Source organism: Brevibacillus fortis (genome assembly GCF_046196545.1).
GTDB lineage: Bacteria > Bacillota > Bacilli > Brevibacillales > Brevibacillaceae > Brevibacillus > Brevibacillus fortis_A.
On the sequence record NZ_CP176370.1, the window covers coordinates 3,748,525 to 3,767,743 of the forward strand.

At 42.6% G+C, this 19,219-nt stretch carries 19 protein-coding genes; 1 reads left to right on the plus strand and 18 read right to left on the minus strand.

Features of this window, described 5'->3' with window-relative positions:
* Positions 1-6: 6 nt before the first annotated feature.
* From xerC to ACKKE8_RS18510, 14 genes are all read right to left on the minus strand, one after another.
* The gene (gene xerC, locus ACKKE8_RS18445) at positions 7-948 is read right to left on the minus strand and encodes a tyrosine recombinase XerC (protein WP_144614508.1); all 942 of its coding nucleotides are present in this window, start codon (positions 946-948) and stop codon (positions 7-9) included.
* A gap of 61 nt (positions 949-1,009) precedes the next feature.
* Positions 1,010-2,323, minus strand: coding sequence for an FADH(2)-oxidizing methylenetetrahydrofolate--tRNA-(uracil(54)-C(5))-methyltransferase TrmFO (gene trmFO, locus ACKKE8_RS18450; RefSeq protein ID WP_409174335.1), 1,314 nt, complete (start codon positions 2,321-2,323; stop codon positions 1,010-1,012).
* 39 nt (positions 2,324-2,362) lie between these two features.
* The gene (topA, locus tag ACKKE8_RS18455; protein ID WP_409174336.1) at positions 2,363-4,441 is read right to left on the minus strand and encodes a type I DNA topoisomerase; all 2,079 of its coding nucleotides are present in this window, start codon (positions 4,439-4,441) and stop codon (positions 2,363-2,365) included.
* A 106-nt stretch (positions 4,442-4,547) separates the two neighbouring features.
* The gene (dprA, locus tag ACKKE8_RS18460; RefSeq protein WP_409174337.1) at positions 4,548-5,666 is read right to left on the minus strand and encodes a DNA-processing protein DprA; all 1,119 of its coding nucleotides are present in this window, start codon (positions 5,664-5,666) and stop codon (positions 4,548-4,550) included.
* 135 nt (positions 5,667-5,801) lie between these two features.
* On the minus strand, positions 5,802-6,704 hold the full coding sequence (gene sucD, locus ACKKE8_RS18465; protein WP_015891769.1) for a succinate--CoA ligase subunit alpha: 903 nt from the start codon (positions 6,702-6,704) through the stop codon (positions 5,802-5,804).
* A 152-nt stretch (positions 6,705-6,856) separates the two neighbouring features.
* A complete protein-coding gene (gene sucC / locus ACKKE8_RS18470) occupies positions 6,857-8,017 on the minus strand; it encodes an ADP-forming succinate--CoA ligase subunit beta (RefSeq protein ID WP_007719385.1) in 1,161 nt (386 codons plus the stop codon).
* A gap of 186 nt (positions 8,018-8,203) precedes the next feature.
* A complete protein-coding gene (locus tag ACKKE8_RS18475) occupies positions 8,204-9,259 on the minus strand; it encodes a hypothetical protein (protein WP_409174338.1) in 1,056 nt (351 codons plus the stop codon).
* Between the two features lie 36 nt (positions 9,260-9,295).
* Positions 9,296-10,189 (minus strand): helix-turn-helix domain-containing protein, encoded by an 894-nt coding sequence (locus tag ACKKE8_RS18480; RefSeq protein ID WP_409174339.1) that lies wholly within the window; start codon positions 10,187-10,189, stop codon positions 9,296-9,298.
* 84 nt (positions 10,190-10,273) lie between these two features.
* Complete coding sequence (locus ACKKE8_RS18485; protein WP_409174340.1) at positions 10,274-10,612, minus strand: SCP2 sterol-binding domain-containing protein; 339 nt, start codon at positions 10,610-10,612, stop codon at positions 10,274-10,276.
* A gap of 67 nt (positions 10,613-10,679) precedes the next feature.
* A complete protein-coding gene (locus ACKKE8_RS18490) occupies positions 10,680-10,994 on the minus strand; it encodes a YbjQ family protein (protein ID WP_048033469.1) in 315 nt (104 codons plus the stop codon).
* Positions 10,995-11,118: 124 nt separating this feature from the next.
* Complete coding sequence (locus ACKKE8_RS18495; protein WP_409174341.1) at positions 11,119-11,931, minus strand: CBS domain-containing protein; 813 nt, start codon at positions 11,929-11,931, stop codon at positions 11,119-11,121.
* Positions 11,928-12,284 (minus strand): hypothetical protein, encoded by a 357-nt coding sequence (locus tag ACKKE8_RS18500; protein ID WP_017249346.1) that lies wholly within the window; start codon positions 12,282-12,284, stop codon positions 11,928-11,930. The genes ACKKE8_RS18495 and ACKKE8_RS18500 overlap by 4 nt, the downstream gene beginning before the upstream one ends.
* Before the next feature lie 29 nt (positions 12,285-12,313).
* Positions 12,314-13,036 (minus strand): EAL domain-containing protein, encoded by a 723-nt coding sequence (locus ACKKE8_RS18505; RefSeq protein ID WP_409174342.1) that lies wholly within the window; start codon positions 13,034-13,036, stop codon positions 12,314-12,316.
* Positions 13,037-14,680: 1,644 nt separating this feature from the next.
* Complete coding sequence (locus ACKKE8_RS18510; protein ID WP_409179156.1) at positions 14,681-15,193, minus strand: ATP-binding protein; 513 nt, start codon at positions 15,191-15,193, stop codon at positions 14,681-14,683.
* On the opposite strand from ACKKE8_RS18510, the gene ACKKE8_RS18515 reads away from it, so the two are divergent.
* On the plus strand, positions 15,088-15,630 hold the full coding sequence (locus ACKKE8_RS18515) for a hypothetical protein (RefSeq protein WP_409174343.1): 543 nt from the start codon (positions 15,088-15,090) through the stop codon (positions 15,628-15,630). The genes ACKKE8_RS18510 and ACKKE8_RS18515 overlap by 106 nt on opposite strands.
* A gap of 242 nt (positions 15,631-15,872) precedes the next feature.
* On the opposite strand, the gene ACKKE8_RS18520 is transcribed toward ACKKE8_RS18515, so the two are convergent.
* From ACKKE8_RS18520 to ACKKE8_RS18535, 4 genes are all read right to left on the minus strand, one after another.
* Positions 15,873-16,433, minus strand: a complete 561-nt coding sequence (locus ACKKE8_RS18520; RefSeq protein WP_409174344.1) for a PsbP-related protein — start codon at positions 16,431-16,433, stop codon at positions 15,873-15,875.
* 71 nt (positions 16,434-16,504) lie between these two features.
* Positions 16,505-17,956: a hypothetical protein gene (locus tag ACKKE8_RS18525; RefSeq protein ID WP_409174345.1), complete on the minus strand. Its 1,452-nt coding sequence runs from the start codon at positions 17,954-17,956 to the stop codon at positions 16,505-16,507.
* Positions 17,957-18,649: 693 nt separating this feature from the next.
* Positions 18,650-18,919, minus strand: coding sequence for a hypothetical protein (locus ACKKE8_RS18530; RefSeq protein WP_409174346.1), 270 nt, complete (start codon positions 18,917-18,919; stop codon positions 18,650-18,652).
* Entirely contained in the window at positions 18,903-19,085 is a 183-nt protein-coding gene (locus tag ACKKE8_RS18535) for a hypothetical protein (RefSeq protein ID WP_409174347.1), read from the minus strand. The genes ACKKE8_RS18530 and ACKKE8_RS18535 overlap by 17 nt, the downstream gene beginning before the upstream one ends.
* Positions 19,086-19,219: the final 134 nt, after the last annotated feature.

Genomic DNA, 19,219 nt, shown 5'->3' on the forward strand with positions numbered 1-19,219 from the left:
CTCCCGTTATGTCCGATTGGCGGAACCTGTATTGCCCGGGTTTGCTCGTGGGTGAGCGGTGTCATATACATGCCGAAGTCGCTCTTTGGTCACATGGGTGTACACCTGTGTCGTCGAAACATTGACGTGTCCCAATAATTCTTGCACGGTACGCAGATCAGCGCCGCCGTTCAACATATGGGTCGCAAACGTATGACGAAAGGTATGTGGTGAAACCCGCAATTGAAGAGCGTACGTATCTACGTATTTGTCTACAATCCGCCGAACACTGCGGTCGGATAACGGTTCTCCCCGATAGTTAACCAGCAAATTGCCGTGTTCTACTTTTCCAGCCAACAGTTTTTCTCTTCCATATTCTAGGTATTGCCGAAGAACGTCGCAGGCATAACTTCCAACCGGCACATACCGTTCTTTCGCTCCTTTTCCATAAACCAAGGCGACTCCCATACTCGGATTCACATCACTCACAGATAAAGTGGTGAGCTCCGTAACACGCATGCCGCTTGCATACAACAGTTCAAAAATCAGCCGATCACGAATTCCCAATGGAGTGGTTGTATCAGGCAGATCGAAAAAAGCTTGAACTTCTTGTGGATATAAAAAGGAAGGAAGTTTCTTCTCCATTTTGGGAGTGGAGACTAGTTGAAATGGATTCTGTTCCAGTTGACCTTCACGCAACAGAAATCGGTACAAGCTACGCAAACTGGATAGCTTGCGGGCAATACTTCGCCGGGAAAGCCCCCTGCCAGCCAATTGCGCGAGAAAGGAGCGACCATGCAAATAAGAAACAGCAGCAAATACGGTGATTTGGTGCTGTTCCATAAAGGAGACAAATTCGCTGATATCTGCCACATACTGCTTCACCGTATGAGGAGAGGCGTTTTTTTCAACTCGCAAATAGCGGGTAAACATCTCAATATCCGCAGAATTTTGATGCGAAATGTCCATACGGGATGCACCCTCCTCGAAGCACCTATATAGTAACACAGACGAAAATCGGATATCAATGTTAATTGTGTCGTTCTTGTGTAAAATTCTGAATTGTATCTAGCGCCCGCTCAGCGAGCTTTTCATTTTTCAAACGCTTGTCTCGGATTCTTTCTGGCCATTCCGGTACCAATCCGAAGTTTGCGTTCATTGGTTGGAAATGCTTTGGATCTGCCGTTGTAATATAACGAGCCATGCTGCCCATAATTGTTTCTGGCGGAAGCTCGATCAATTCTTCCCCTTTTGCGAGTCGTGCTGCATTTATCCCCGCAAGCAAGCCAGATGCCGCTGACTCTACATATCCTTCTACACCAGTCATTTGACCAGCAAAGAAAAGTGATTCCCGATCTTTATACTGATACGTAGGCTTCAACAGTTTTGGCGAATTAATAAAAGTGTTGCGGTGCATGACACCATAACGAACGATCTCGCAGTTTTCCAATCCAGGAATGAGTGAAAAGACTCTTTTTTGATCCGGCCATTTCAGATGGGTCTGGAAACCTACAATGTTATACAATGTCGCAGCACTATTGTCCTGACGGAGCTGTACAACTGCGTAAGACTTTTTACCTGTCCGCGGATCAACCAGACCTACTGGCTTCATGGGACCAAATGTCATGGTTTTGTGCCCGCGCTTTGCCAATACTTCAATCGGCATGCAGCCTTCGAAGAAGATTTCCTTTTCAAATTCCTTCAATGGAACTGTTTCTGCAGAGATCAGCGCATCATAGAAGCGATTGAACTCCTCTTCTGTCATCGGGCAGTTCAGGTAGGCTGCTTCACCTTTATCATATCTGGAAGCAACGAATACCTTGTTCATATCAATCGAGTCTTTCTCGATAATGGGCGCGGCTGCATCATAGAAGTACAGATATTCTTCACCCGTCAGCTCTTTTAACTTTGTAGACAAAGCTGGAGAAGTAAGTGGCCCCGTGGCAATTACGACAATCCCATCAGGAATTTCGGTAATCTCTTCCGAAATGACCTCAACTAAAGGATGATTACGAACGGCATCTGTAACATGAGCCGCAAACTCGTGTCTGTCTACGGCAAGCGCGCCTCCAGCTGGAACCGCGCAACGATCTGCCGCATTGATAATGACAGAGTTCAGTCGACGCATTTCTTCTTTTAATACACCCACTGCATTCGTCAACGTGTTAGCACGCAATGAATTACTGCATACCAACTCTGCAAATTTATCGGTATGGTGCGCTGGCGTTTGTGTCTTCGGTCTCATTTCATACAGCTTTACTTTTACACCCGCCTGCGCGATTTGCCATGCTGCCTCACTACCAGCGAGACCAGCGCCCACTACTGTAATTGTTGGTTGTGACATGCTGTTAATCCTCCAAACTACAAAATCGAATCAGGCTGCTTAGGAGTCTGCCTCTTCTTGATAATCACACTTGGTGCAAGCAATGCTAACTCCTTGCTTCTTGCGCTTTTTCTCCACGAGCATGCTGGAGCATTTTGGACAAGGTCTGGCAATCGGTTTGTCCCACGATACAAAATCGCATTCCGGATATTGATTGCAGCCGTAAAAAATACGACTCTTCTTAGATTTACGTTCGATAATCTCTCCGGTTTCACACTGCGGACACTTCACGCCGATTTCTTTTACAATCGGCTTCGTATTACGGCAATCCGGGAATCCGGAACAAGCTAAAAACTTGCCGAATCGACCAAGCTTATAAACCATCACACTGCCGCAAAGCTCGCACGATTCATCCGATTCTTCGACTTTCAGCTCTACTTCCTTCATTTCTTCTTCTGCAACAACTACGCGTTTTGCAAAGCCTTGATAAAAATCGTCCAACACCTGCACCCAATTGGTGCTTCCTGCTTCGATGTTATCCAAGCCCGATTCCATATGGGCAGTGAATTCTACATTGAGAATCTCCGGGAAAAACTCCTCGACAAGCGTGATCACAATCTCGCCTAGCTCAGTCGGGACAAATCGCTTCTCCTCTAACGCCACATAGCCCCGCTTTTGGATGGTCTCTAAAGTAGGCGCATAGGTAGACGGACGTCCAATCCCCATCTCTTCCATCGTTTTAAGCATACGCGCTTCGGAGAATCGAGGTGGTGGCTGTGTAAAGTGCTGACTCGGCTCGATTTCTTTTTGTTCGAGAATTTGTCCTTCTTCAATGGGCGGAAGGAAGCTTTCTTCTTCTGCGCCATCATCGTTTCCTTCAATATATACCTTCATAAATCCAGGGAACTTCACTTTTGATCCTGTTGCTCTGAAGGTAACTCCACCTGCGTCAATATCTACGCTCATCGTATCAAGAACAGCAGATGACATTTGACTGGCAAGGAAACGCTCCCAGATTAATCGATACAAGCGAAGCTGGTCTCTCGACAAGTATTCCTTGATTTCATCCGGTGTACGCATTACACCTGTTGGACGAATCGCTTCGTGAGCATCTTGAGCATTTTCGTTTTTCGCCTGAGTGCGTGGCTCAGATAACACATAGTCTGGACCATATTTCTCAAGTATGTATTCTTTTGCTTCGTTCTGTGCAGTTGCAGATAGGCGAGTAGAGTCTGTACGCATATAGGTAATCAAACCAACTGCGCCTTCCTTATTGCCAACGTCGATCCCCTCATAGAGCTCTTGAGCAATCCGCATGGTCTTAGAAGTGCGGAAGTTCAGCTTACGCGCTGCCTCTTGCTGTAAAGAACTCGTTATAAAAGGAGGTGCAGGATTGCGCTTACGCTCACGCTTGGTTACCTTTTGTACCACGTATGGTTTGTTCTTCATTCGTTTCAATACCGCTGCTACATCATCTTCCGAATGAAGCTCCACCTTTTGATCGCCATAACCATAGAACTTAGCGTTGATTTCTTTTCCGTCGCTGATCAATGTACTCGCAATCGTCCAATACTCTTCCGGGATAAAATCTTGGATCTCCCGCTCACGATCCATGATAAGCTTTACCGCAACCGATTGAACACGTCCGGCACTCAAGCCTTTTCGAACCTTTTTCCATAGAATTGGACTAATATTGTAGCCAACGAGCCTGTCGAGAATGCGACGTGCCTGTTGAGCATTTACCAAGTCCATGTTTATGTGTCGTGGATGCTTGAATGCTTCTTTGATGGCATCTTTGGTAATCTCATTAAATACCACACGAAGTGGTTGATTCAAATCGAGTCCCAAGTATTGTGCCAAATGCCAAGCAATTGCCTCCCCTTCGCGATCCGGGTCGGCTGCGAGATATACTTTTTTTACTTTTTTAGCGGCATCTTTTAAGCCCTTCAATACATCGCCTTTGCCGCGAATGGTTATGTATTTGGGTTCAAAATTACGCGTAACGTCTACACCCATTTGACTTTTCGGCAAATCGCGTACATGTCCGATAGACGCTTTCACGATATATTTACTACCCAGGTATTTTCCAATGGTCTTGGCCTTCGTAGGGGATTCTACGATTACTAGCGTATCAGCCATTTTTTTCCTCCCCTTTTAGTAAGGAATCTTCCCTATTATTAAATACCCTCATCCGGTTTGTCAAACACTTGTACGTCTAGACTTTGCCAAATATCTGGAAAAAATGCTAGCGACGAGCAAAATAACCGCCAGGAAGTGCCACAATTGCCCCTTTTGCTTCCAAACGGATCACCAACTGATGTAGCATCCTGCGTTGGTCTTTTTCTAAACTGCTCATTAACTCATCCAGATGAATCCCATCATATGTTACGGCTTCTACAATCGCTTTTTCTTCATTAGATAAGGGAATGACATCAGTTGCATTTCTGTTTTCGACCTCCTGCATCCGTTCAGCTTCTGGAAGATGATGTTTGATTTCCTCCCATATATCGCTACTGCACGTTACTAGCTTTGCACCTTGTTTGATCAAGTTATGCGGTCCCGCACTCATCAATGAAAAAATCGGACCAGGAATCGCAAAAACTTCCTTACCCTGCTCAAGTGCACAGTCTGCCGTAATCAAGGATCCGCTTTTTTCTGCTGCTTCCACCACTAATACACCGATAGAAAGTCCACTTATGATACGATTTCGCTCTGGAAATAATCCAGAAACAGGTGGAATATGAGGAGGATATTCGCTGAGGAGTAGGCCAAAAGATTCAATTTCGCGATAAAGTTCTCGATGCCGAGAAGGATAAACGTGATTCATTCCGCAACCGAGCACACCAATGGTCTTACCGCCTGCTTTCAACGTAGCTTGGTGAGCTTCCGCATCAATTCCATACGCTACTCCTGAGACAATGACAAGACCTGCTTGTACCAGCTCTCGGACAAAAAAGCTACAGCTCGCTCTTCCATATGGTGTCGGTTTGCGCGAACCAACGACGCCAATCGACAATTTTTCCAATAATGTGTGATCGCCACGATAAAACAACGTCCATGGAAAATCCGGGATATTGCGGAGCGAAACAGGATAAGCATCGTCAAAAGGACATAAAAAGCGCGTTCCCTCTTGTTCACGCTTTTCCAATAGTGCCATAGCTGAAGCTTCATTGCTTTGCTTGTCAACATGCCCAGTGATCAAGGAAGTCAATCTGAGCTCATGTGCCAGTTCATGCCAATTTTCGATGGCAACCTGAAAAGAACCTGTGATTTCATAAATTTCTCGGATTTTCTTTCTTCCCAACCCCGATATCATCGTTAACACATACACCCAGTCTCTCTCGTCGAGCTTCGCCTTTTCCATTCCGAAATCCTCCTTCATCCCGATCACGATTGTCATAACGGACGGCTTTTGAAAGCTATTCTATCGAAAGAAAGAGGCTACTTCAAAAATAAAAAAGTGGACAAGCCTGAGCCTGTCCACTTCTGTCTTATCTGCTTACTTGCCCATTACTTTCTCGAGCATTCCGCGCTCTTTCAGCAATTCAACAAGTGTTTCACCGATAACTGCAGGTGTTTTCGCTACGCGAATACCACATTCTTCGAGCTTCGCGATTTTCTCAGCAGCTGTACCTTTACCACCGGAGATGATCGCACCAGCGTGGCCCATACGTTTTCCTTCAGGAGCAGTTTGTCCGCCGATGAAGCCTACAACTGGTTTTTTCATGTTAGCAGCGATCCACTCAGCTGCTTCTTCTTCTGCAGTACCACCGATTTCACCCAGCATGATAACTGCTTCAGTGTCTGGATCTTCGTTGAACATTTTCAGTACATCGATGAACTCCATACCTTTTACTGGGTCTCCACCAATACCTACAGCTGTGGATTGACCAAGGCCGCGAGTAGAAGTTTGGTGAACTGCTTCATAAGTCAAGGTACCGGAGCGAGATACGATACCTACTTTACCTGGAACGTGGATGTAACCAGGCATGATACCGATTTTGCACTCACCTGGAGTAATTACGCCAGGGCAGTTAGGACCTACGAGAAGGGTTTTCTTACCTTCCATGTAGCGCTTCACTTTTACCATGTCCAGAACTGGGATACCTTCAGTGATGCAGATTACCAGATCCAGTTCAGCGTCAACAGCTTCCATGATCGCGTCAGCAGCGAAAGGAGGAGCAACGTAGATAACGGATGCAGTTGCACCAGTTGCTTCAACCGCTTCTTTTACTGTGTTGAAAATTGGAATACCGTCAACTTCGGTTCCACCTTTACCAGGTGTTACACCGCCCACCATTTGTGTACCGTATTCAACGGCTCCGCGAGTGTGGAACAGACCAGTTGCACCCGTAATCCCTTGCGTAATTACTTTTGTATTTTTATTAACGAGAATACTCATCGCGTAATTTTCCCACCTTTTTTAACGTGTAGGAATTTATAAGCTCAGCTTATAAATTTCCGGAGCGCATGAAAACTTTCCGAAGAGTCGCGGTCGCTCAGCACTGAGTTTACATCGATAGATGTTTTCTTAACGTATCTACTCGAAATAACTTACTTTACCAAGGATACGATTTTCTCAGCGCCATCCGCCATAGATTCTGCAGCTACGATGTTCAAACCGGACTCATTGAGGATTTTCTTACCCAAATCTACGTTTGTACCTTCGAGACGTACAACGAGAGGTTTGTCCAATTTGATTTGTTTTGCTGCATTCACTACGCCGTTTGCGATAACGTCGCATTTCATGATGCCGCCAAAGATGTTGACGAAAATACCTTTTACTTTTTCGTCACGGAGAATAATTTTAAACGCTTCCGTTACTTTCTCTTCAGTAGCTCCGCCACCAACGTCAAGGAAGTTAGCTGGGTCTCCACCGTAGAATTTCACGATGTCCATTGTTGCCATCGCCAGACCTGCACCGTTTACCATGCAACCGATGTTACCATCAAGTGCGATGTAGGACAGATCGAACTTGGAAGCTTCGATTTCTTTCTCATCTTCTTCATCCAGATCGCGCAGAGCTACGATGTCAGGGTGACGATAGAGAGCGTTGCTGTCGAAGTTCAGTTTCGCATCCAGTGCCATTACTTCACCGTCGCCAGTTACAACCAGTGGGTTGATTTCAGCGATAGAAGCATCTTTATCAACAAAAGCTTGGTACAAGCTCATCATGAACTTGGCAGCCTTGTTAATCAATTCTTTTGGAATGTTGATTGCGTAAGCCAGGCGACGAGCTTGGAAGCCATTCAGACCTGTTACTGGATCAACTACTTCTTTGAAGATTTTTTCTGGATTGTTTGCTGCTACTTCCTCGATGTCCATACCGCCCTCTTCTGAAGCCATCATTACAACGCTTCCAGTAGCACGGTCAACAACTACACCAACGTAGTATTCTTTCTTGATGTCGCAGCCTTGCTCGATCAGAAGGCGCTTAACTTCTTTTCCTTCTGGTCCTGTCTGATGAGTAACCAGTACTTTGCCAAGAATTTCGCTGGCATATGTACGAACTTCATCAAGATTTTTTGCAACCTTTACACCGCCAGCCTTACCACGGCCACCAGCGTGAATTTGCGCTTTTACTACGTTTACTTGGGTGCCCAGTTCTTTCGCTGCTTCAACAGCTTCTTCCACTGTGAAAGCTACGCGTCCTTCAGGAACTTTTACACCGTACTGCTTAAGTATCTCTTTACCTTGATACTCATGAATGTTCATTCTCCATCCTCCTATGGCAGATAAAGATCGGCAGGCTTTTAGACCGGTTCAAAGACGTCTGTCTTTTTCCGGTCGTAACCTCCACTATCAGTGCAACGTAACTATTCTACGACAAAAACTGCAAAAGTGGTAGTAATATGTTCTTTTTATCGTGACCAGAAGTGCGAAACTTCATGAGGAAATTCCTCATTTTCGTAGAGATTGAAACAATTTCCACTCGTTTTCAGCGAGTTCATCGTGAATGTACCAAGTTTGGTCATACTTAAAGTAACGTGGATAAAGTTCAATTCTCTGTTCTTTATCATTCACCAAAAAATGAATTTCGTATTGTTTTGAGCCCGGATCTTTCGGTGGAACATTTAGTGGATCTCCATTTTTTAGCAATCGAACGGATTGATGGGCAATTCCTTGCTCGATCGTCGTTTGGGTAACATTCAACTCTGTGTCTTGGACGTTCATTTCGCCATTTGCTGTGATGCGAATCTGTGTAGATTTAAATAACTGGTCGATCCTGTCTTCCTTACGATTGCTTGGCGGCATCCATTCCGTTAACCGCGAGAATAGGCTACCCTCTACGTGAAAGAAAAACGTTTCTCTCCCAAAGGGAACCGCAATCAGCGTCGGCGTCAATATGGCCACTTCGACCGGTTTGTCAGCAGAATTTATTCTCATCCGATAATTCGGGTAGAGTGGATATTGCTTGCTGCGACTGTCCAGCTCTGGTACTGCCGATCCCATTACTGTCCTGATGTATTCTGCTTCTGCTTCGTTCAACACGCGCCCCTGACCGAGATCCTCTGCCGCTAAACGCACGTTCTGAATGTTTTGTGAGAGCACTCCTTTGCCAGTTAACTTGTTTACCCACTGATAAAAATAGCTGGCACCCGCTCCACGATACGTGTGTCCTCCAAACTCACTTGCCGACTCCCCCACTGTCACGACGAGTGGAGCCTGCTGTGTACGGTAGAGGACAAGCGTAAAACGTACATCTTCTTGCTTTAAAGGCTCGGATGAAATTTGTAAATCTTGTCCCTGTCCGGACAGTTCTTGCAAAAACAAGCGCAAGTCCAATAATACTTCCTGTCCATCCGTTGACATCACCGTTACTTTTTCAACCGCACCTAGCTCTGTCTCGATATGATCTTTCATGTCATCAGAAACCTTGCCTGACTGTGCACAGCCAGAGACGAACAAGCTACTCACCATCATAACCAGTAGACACGTACGTAAAGACGATATCACGCAGTAACCCTCCTCGTGTATTCCTGTAAGATAACGCTACAGAAGTCCCAATCGACGGCTGATCTCACTGCCAAGCTTTCGTTTCACGTAAATTTCACCAATTTGGTGGGGATCTTTCACGATAACGGAGCGATTGTTCGTACGAATCACCACATACTTTTCATTGTTTTTGTCCAAACCACAAATCAAATCAGATGAGGCTTCTACAAAGATAGCTACCACTGTTTTCCCATCTATTTTTTTCAACGAAATTTTGGGAAATGGGGTCACAAACGGTGACGTCTTATCCTGGATGTATTGCGTAATGGCAAGAATGTATTTGTCCGGGTCTCCATACTGCTCGATCTCATGATCAATTCCGCACACTGTTCCCTCATCTGTAATGCCTAAAAATAAATTCCCGTTGTTTGAATTCGCAAACGCCACAATAGACTTAATAATTCCCGTCTTCGAATAAAGAAAGTCGCGTTTGAATTCAATCATATCGTTCTCACCAAGTTTTGTTGCTGTCACGGGATCATCGATTCGGCCTAAATAGCGAAAGCGACTGATGGCGCCCAAGCGATAGACGTATTCTTCAAATATATCAGCAGGCAGAGAAAGGTCTTCTATGCTTGCATCTGTGTTTTGCCACAATTTATATGTTTGCGGAGCAAAGCACATGTCAAACAATACGTTTCCACCGAGCGAGCGTATGTTCATACCGATGGAAGCAGGCATGATCTTCCCCGGCTGATAAGGGGCATCTGTTTCCACTTCCAATACTCCTGAATGAATTAAATAATCGAAATAATGACGCGGTAATTGTGCATGATGCTTTAATAACTGACGTTCTGGCTTGGGTCGTCTGATTTCTTGATAAAAATCAAAACGCACAGATTGTTCTTCCAGTTGGCTTACAATCGCAATCAATGAACAAATATGGCGCATGTTTCCCCTCGTTTTGTGTTAGAGTAGGTGTCATTGTTTGGTCATATTTTAACGCAACCTTTAAAGAATTGACTAGTTTTTTCGTTATTTTTGTAAATGATAGTGATGTAAGATTGTTTGCAATTTAAATGAAAGTCCCATTTCTCCCCTAATTTTTAGCTTACCCGTTACAAACGCAACGGTGGGATTCAAGCGTCCCTCTATTAGCTTAATAAAATCTTTGTCTGACAACTCCAGCTTGCAGCCTGCTTCCCTTGTCACACCCAGCTTGTAGTCCGCTTGATTATCGGCAAAAACAACCTCGTACGTGCCCCCCTCTTCTCCACTTAGGACAAAATGGTAAACCGCATGTAATCCAGCGATCCCTTGTGGCTGGGCGTTTATTCTATCCGATAAATCCTGAAGAGTTTTTTGTACTTGCATGTTCACTTCTCCTTGCTATGTATTAAGACCGCTTCAGGTAAAAAAAGAAAGCCGGGTGTTTACCGGCTTATTTCACACGGACAGCTGTGCCTGTGGCAATAACCATCATCATACCTTCTCGCAATGTTTCGAAGTCGAGATCAACCCCAATCACTGCGTTTGCACCTAATACTCGTGCTTTTTCTTTCATTTCACGCAAGGCCAGTTCACGACCTTCTGAGAGCTTGCTCTCATACGAGCCACTTCTGCCTCCGATGATGTCCGTAATCCCTGCGAGAAAGTCACGGACTACGTTTGCACCCATGATTACCTCTCCACTGACGATATCCAGATACTCTTCCACTTCTTTTCCTTGGATCATGCTGGTAGTAGTTACGATCATGTCATTGCCTCCTCATATCGATCTATGCACAATATGTATTACGTACAATAAAATAATTGGTTGCAAAGGAAAGATCTTAGCCTGTCCAAAAGTGTATGCGCATTGCTGGCAAACTATACTTTTCCTATCCGACCGTGGAAGAAAGTGATTTGGATAATTTGGCAGCTGAGGAGCCTAAACTTGCCTCAGCGATTAATTCCCGCCAGGATCTGGCGAAGAAGTCTGGTGTATTGTACCCGTTCACATGACCAACAGCGGCAGATACGAAGATATCCAGAACGTTTGTTGGACGTGTAATAAGCGTAATGTATTCCTGTATCTGTTCATCGGAAATCGTAGAGATCAAAACAAACTCGTCCCCTGCATAACGACATAAGTAATCACCCTGTTCTTCAGCCAAAGAAGAGAGGACCGAAGAATAGGTGCGAATGACATCATCCCCGAATGGATGGCCATGCAGCTTATTAATTCGGCCAAAGTCGTTCAAATCGATAAAAAGCAAATGGAAAGGTTTTCGCTCCTTTAAAAAATTTTCCCCAATAAACTGGATGTATGGAGCGCGATACAAACCCGATAAAGGGTCTCGATATTCTGCTATTTTCATCTCTACGATTTCTTTTGTGATGAATCCGATCAGTTGATCCTCTTCTTTGACCAAAGCAAGCCCATTTTGTTCTTGATGAAGGGCGTGATAGGCCTCCCAAACATTGTGATTGGCTGACAGATAGAACGGCTGACTACTCATGGCATCGGCAACAATTCGGTTTGGATGAGCCGACAAAACGTCTCTCGTCGTAACCATTCCCAGTACCTCTCCGTGATCCATGACAACTAACGAATCAACCTGAGATTCGTTCATTCGCTCCGCCGCATAAGAGACACTTTTGTCAGAGGTGATGGTACAAATCGTCGTCGTCATGATGTCGGAGATGTTCATAAGAGATCCACCTCTCGTTGAACAGACAATGCTATTTTTAACTCAGATCGCAGAACCATAGAGTCGCTAATCATACGCTCTGCCTCTTCCAGAATGATTTTCATCAACAATTTTTCATCAATCATTTGCAAAAGGGTATTTCTTAACAAAACCGCTTCAATCTTTGGATGATTCATTTTCAGTAAAGTAAACTGCTCTGGTGAAAGTGCATCCGCCATTCTCCTTACTGCCTCAGGACCAATTGGTGCTTTCCGTCCGATGATCAACAGATCCTGCATCGGAGGGACTTCAAACTCGGATATTTTTAAGGAAAGCGTTGCTTTCCGAGAATATACGTTGTTATCACTAGCCATAAAAATTCCTCCAATTCTGCATTGCCCTCTTATTCGTCCGGCAAACTGCCTGGTTTACCAAACAAGTATCCCTGGCCGATTGCAACGCCCAATAAAGAAGCACAAGCAAAATCCTCTTCTTCTTCAACTCCTTCGAGAATGAGTTGAGGTGCATCTTTGCAAAAATCGACAAACAATTTTACAGTCTTTTGCTTTTCTAATGAACTTGAGAGCTCTTGCGAAAAAAAACGATCAATCTTGATGTAATCAGGCGAAATATCTTCGATTTTACTGAATATATTCGCGCCATCTCCCACATCATCCAACGCAATTAAGAACCCCATCTTTTTCAATTCAGCTATGCGTCGTGTAAAAATGGGTTCGCTCCAACATTCTCCTTCCATAATCGATTCGTTGATTTCCAAAACGATTTGGTTTAAAAAGGGACGAAAGGAACGAGCGATCTTTTGAATGAAGCTAGGAAATGTGTCTTCTATGATGGTAGAAGGAAAAATATTCACAAATAAAAGCTCGTTTTTGTGTTCAATCGACGAATGAAAAAAAGTCGAGAGCGCATAATGCAGGGAATGGACGTCGAGTTCTGGCAGTTTTTTGTTTTCCTTTGCCAAAGAAAACATTGCCTCTGGATGGGTCCCCGCTTTACTGCGAAGTAAAACTTCGTACCCTATTCTACTTCTCTCAGGGAGTTGACATATGGGCTGAAATGCGTGGTAGTACTCTTTTTTCTTAAATAAATCTGCAATGCTCTCCATCAATTTTCCTTTCCCTTTCCTAGCAAGTATGAACACAAAGAAAAAGCTTCTTCCATGCGAGAAATATTCTGCGCAACCTGGAAGTGCTGGGAAATGTACCTACATGCACGCGAGCAAAAGAGATTCCACTCTCTTCAGGATACTTCTAGTCATAACAATATCTAGGTAATAAAGATTACAAATATCATCAGACATTTCGACAATATATGCCTTTGTCCCTACTTATTCGCCAACATCTTGCATATTCCTTTCCAGATCATACTAATTGTTTCAAATTAATTAGGAACATTGTACGTATAATGGCTATTTTCTATCGTTATATTTTCGCAAAATGATAGATGTATCAATTAATTCCACAACTTGTAAATGAACTGAATCACAGGAAATTAGTATCGAATTCATACAAAGGGAGGAAGGAAGGCCAGTGGTTTGACTATTTGACATTTGGACAAGCGTTGACATCTTTGGAGATGTGACCTTGCAGCAAAGCAAACTGTGCGTCAAAGCAATAATAGTTTAGGAACAACGTAAGAGCATGATCAGCATACTGATTCAAACTGCGCGTATTGATAATCATCCAGAAAGATATGGTATAATTTGGATGAGGTGAATAATATGGGATTCATTGTTTTTTCAGCTTTATTCCTTAATCCGATACTGGCTATTTTATTCTTTGTAAACTTTACATTTATTATGAAGAAAATTGTCAATAATAAGGATTATAGGCGACATGCAGTTTTTGGATCATTGCTGATCGTATGGATCTTTTTTTCTTATGGATTGCTTATTATGGCAAGGTAGTTAATTCACTGTTGAGAAAATTTATCTCTTAGTTTTAGGAAGTGAGCAAATTCAAATGAATGCAAAATTTACTTGTCCATGTTGCGGTTATAAATCGCTCTGCCATGATGGAGAATTTGATATCTGTTCATTTTGCTTCTGAGAGAGTGATCCCTTTCAATTTATGGACCCAGATTCAGCTAGAAGCGCAAACAAAGTAACCCTACGAGAGGCATAGGGAACCTTTATTCGTTTTGGGGCTTGCGACGATCATGGCAAACCATTTGTTAGAAGTGGATGCCACTTACTTGAGACTAAATGTAAATGATGCGAGTGATAACTAATGCCCTACTCTGTTTTCTTTACCAAAATGTCGAGGATTTCTAGTTTCCACAAAATCGGATACTTTGGAGTTGAGAGTATTGTTCAAACGCTATACAAATAAATACGCTCGATGGATTCGGATTCTGGCGTTTGTTATTACTATAGTTGGTTTTATCGTCGGGTTATATATTTGGTTCGACGATCTTAATGATAATTTTCTTCATTTTCTAACCAGTGTGTTTTATTCCATCATTTCTTCTATATTCTTGCTTGGATTTGCTGAAGTAATTGAAATCTTGTACCGTATTCATTTACGATTAGAATTTACTGCTGTAGATAAAACTTTGTTTGATGAAACTAGTGAGTCTGAATGAGGTTGAAATTTACATGTATACGTTAAATATTAAAGAAAATGAAGGTTTCTTCCTCAAGGCATCTATGTCCTTTCTTTTCACCATAGCAAGGAGGGGAAATGTCCATTTCTTTGATGTATTGCACTGAGACGTCAAAATTTAACGGTTTTTTATATATTCAGGACTCTTAAAACAGTAGCCCTCGATCCAAGGCTCTGTAGCGAATTGCTTCTGCTACATGTGTAGCATCTACACGGGAAGCCCCATCTAAATCTGCAATTGTCCTGGCCACTTTTACAATTCTATCGTATGCTCTTGCACTCAAACCTAATGTCTCGAAGGCAAGCTGCAGCATCTCTTGTCCTTCCTTATCCAGCTGTGCGAATTGGTGCAGCTCTTCTCCATTCATCACACTGTTAAAAGGACATCCTGGACGATAGTGGTATCTTTCGTATTGAACAGCCCTCGCTTGTTCTACTCGTTGCTGAATGTCTCTTGAGGACTCCTCTGCTTTTCTGTTGTGAAGAAGTTGAACTGGTACTCTAGGAACCTCGATGTGTAGATCGATGCGATCTAACAAGGGACCTGAGAGCTTTGAGCGGTATTTGTAGATTTGTTGGGGAGAGCACGAGCAGGTTTGCTTCTCTCGAGTACCGAAGAATCCACAAGGGCAAGGTTGAAGATAATACCCTTGGAATATCTATACAAAAGGAAACACCCTATTCTCCTTTTATAGACATGAAAGATGATAGTCCTGGTGGCCGTCTTAGAGCAGCACGTACTGCAAAACAGATGTACTTGGTCGATCTCGCCGCTGCCACGGGATTGTGTACAAGAACAATTGGATTAGCAGAAGCTAATAAATTAAAAGTTTCGCCTCCCAGCCTAAGACGACTTTCCAAAGTGCTTGACGTCTCAGTTGCTTTTCTCGGTTGTTTTGAGAAACTGCCGGAATCAACTTTAGGGGAACGCATAGTAAAAGCACGTTTATTTCATGGGTATACAAAGAGGGAATTCGCTAAGCTTTTAGAGGTACATGAGCGTACACTGTTCGATTGGGAACATGATCGCAAGATTCCACCCGATAATTACTTAAATAAAATCGCTCCTATTTTAGACATATTAATGAAGGAATAAAAAATCAAAAAGCCCTTCTCTTATCCGAAGGGCTTTTTGATATGAGATTGTACGATGAGCTGTTAATTGGAACTTTTGTTTGATGAAAGAAATCAGCTCGCTACCCTTTTTATGACAGGGTGAGGTTCTGAAATGATATCATTGCCGACGACTTTACTTAACAGATCTCGAAGGGTCTAAAGAAAATACCCATTAAAATTTGGGAGAAACATATTTTTACTACCTGATGGATTAAAAATATTTCAATTGATGATGTTAAAAGAATTTATTATTTTATCCGTTGTTGAGGAATATTTGTCAAGCTCTCCATCTAAGCAGGTAAATCCTAGTACATACCCCATCTTGCCTTTAAATACAACAGTCATCTGATGCGATAAATCTACATTATCTCGCTTTTCTCTTAAAAGGATCTGAAGAGCTGGAAGCTCATTTATTGTTAAGTTGGAAGTATTAAGAACTTCAATACCAGGTGTCTGCTTCTTAATAGTCTCAATCATTCCATCTCTATAGTTTTCCATAGGAGATGTAGCTTCCTCTGGCAATGTAAACGCCTTTACAGTTATATTTTCTGTATAAACGTCTTGTTCGCTCTCTTTCGGCGAATTAAACAGAACATTTACATTTTTTTGCGTTGTATCAACAGTCCAGTCTTTTGGATATGAAATAGTGAATTTATTAGTTTTATCTTCGTATTTTATGAATTCAGTCGTCTCAACTGGTTTGTTAGTTTGGGAACAGCCTGACATCAAAGTCACCACAAAAATGATTTGTATTAAGATTCTCAGATGACGTGGTACTCTCATATTATTCCTCCAGTTAGTCATATCTTGGTCTAAAACTTTTTTCAAATCGAATGTGCAATGTTGCATTCATTTTATCTTATAGTACCACCTTGGGTTCTATATACGTTAGCTCGTTCACGAGCTGCGTCTTGAGCCTTTTTGTCCTTGTTTTTTTCTGCCTCTCTATAATTATTTTTTTCTTTTAGTATTTTATCATTCAATTCTTTAATACGATCTATACTTGTCTCTCTACTTAACATACCACCTTTTTCTCTTGCATCTTTGGCAACTGCTTTTGCTTTATCCTTTCCATCTCTATCACCTATTCGGTTAGCGGCTTCCCAATCTACCTTTGCTTTTAGTATACGATCATTTTGAAACGCCACATTATTCATATATTTATCAATCGCTTGTTTTTCCTTATGTGTAAAGTCACTATAAGTTTTTTTGTTGTTTCGATTAATATACTCATTAATTTTTTTACCCGACTCTTTAACTCGGCCTTTTTCTTTCTCAACACGCTCGGCTAATCCTGATGATACTCCAATCTTTGAATCTACAAGCGAAATTGCATAACCGGTAGTTAATCCAGCCATTATTGCCGTAGTTTTATCTTTCTGTGGTGTTAGTTGCGTATAAACTGGTGTTACTGCTATTGCATTCACCAATGCCGATGAACCTAGTTCAGATATTATAGCCCCTGTAGCAGCCTCTGTAAAAGATTGCGAAATCGATTTATTACCCCCAAACTTGATATCACCTTTAGAGAGATTAGCTGCGGCATCGTAATACACATCGACAGTTGATATACCTAGTCCAGCAATTTTCGATATTGGCCCTGGAAGGGACGAATTACCTAAAAAAGCTTGTCCACCAGTTTCAAATGAGGTAGTTACCACTGTACCAGCTGTAGCGCTAACTGCAGCTTCACTCCCTGCCTCACCCCATGTCTTCCCATTTTTATTCGGAATCGGTGGGCCATGCATTACTCCTTTGTTATTTGAGGTTTGAGCTTGTTTAGGCACCGTAGCTGCTAAATTTCTTGCCGCTTCACTAACGTCAACTCTATCTACACTAGTTTTTTGTACGGATGTCTTTGCTGCGTTGGTATTACTTTGTTGGGTACTATTAGTCTTCGGTGGAATTGGTGGACCATGCATCGCTCCCGTGTTATTTGATGTTTTGGTACTACTAGTCTTCGGTGGAATCGGTGGGCCATGCATAGCTCCCGTGTTATTTGATGTTTTGGTACTACTAGTCTTCGGTGGAATCGGTGGGCCATGCATTACTCCTGTGTTATTCGATGTTTGAGCTTGTTTAGGCACCGTAGCTGCTAAATTTCTTGCGGCTTGACTAATGTCAACTTTATCTACACTAGCTTTTTGTACGGATGTCTTTGCTGCGTTGGTATTACTTTGTTGGGTACTACTAGCAGTTTTGGATACTTTTTTTGCTGCTGCTGCAGCTTTGACCTCTAAAGCTTCGCGACGCGCTAATCTTGCATCTCTTCTGTCTTCATTACGTTCACTACGAGATAACCCCATAAATACGCCTCCAAATACTTACAATTTAGCTTCATCATATTACTATCAATCTTATATCTTGATAAAGTTTAATGTTTCGACATTATTTCACTTAATTCGACAAAATGTTTTTCGATTCTGATGGATTTCATATGATATATACTCACCTTCATCATTCGACAAAACATTTCCAACTAAGTTATAAATTACGAAAACTATGTGACAAATAAAGTATGTGAGCAATCATTTGAAGTGATGGAGCATAGTAAATAAAGTAACAAAAATAACCCGCTCGTTATCACTTGGCGGGTTTTTTGTTACTTTAATCCATTGGTACATATTATACATGCCCGTTCGCTTGCTTGGCGTCGTATAGATAATTATTAAGCCGTACCTGACATTCTGCTTTTAAATGATTTTACATTATAAATGCATTCTTCCTGTCGGCCACGCACAGTCACAAGAACAAAGTATAATAGGCCATCAGTCGTTTTCTGAACGTGGATTTTTCCGCCCAGTTCCCCAAACTGGCTACGATATTCGTGATGCTTCCTCTCTGCCCATTGAAATGGTATCCAACACCGGACGGTATGACATTTTTAGTTGATCTTGATTTAGCTTTTGTGCATCCAGCGCTAGTGCCTTAAACAGCAAGCCGTACAGGATCTATTCATGCAGGATTTCTCGCCATTGGTCAGGTTGAATCATGGTCAACTACACCCGCTCTACCTGCAGCATTTTTTCAATGGGCACCCACCATACACCATCAACCCGAACAAGCTTGATCTTGTGATCATCCCGGTCGATGTCTTTGACTACTCCCCATTCCCTACGAATACAGTTCTCGTGCCAACTCACGTTGACCGCATAGTCTTTGCGTACAGAATCGTAAATAATGACATTCATTTCTGCCAAGGCGTCTGAATCAACCGGTGCTAACGGGATTATAACTTCCTCGTAGTGATGTTCATACAATATATTCATTAGCCTTATCCTCCACCAGTCCAGCCTCTATCAAATCACGGAGAATGTCAGGAGCACATCCAGGACTTGCTCCGGTACGGATTTTTCTTATCATGACTAGATGACTGTTGGTTAAAACCGGAACAGCTTGGAGTTGGCCATCAATCACTGCTTTGATTGTCTCCACGTTAATCACCCTTTTGCGAACATTTGTTCTCATTATATATGAACAACATATCAACGTGCAAAGAAAACTTTGAATCAACCAAGTCTTTCGGATGATCACCAAAAAATACCTAAATGTTATTTTTTTGTTAAATG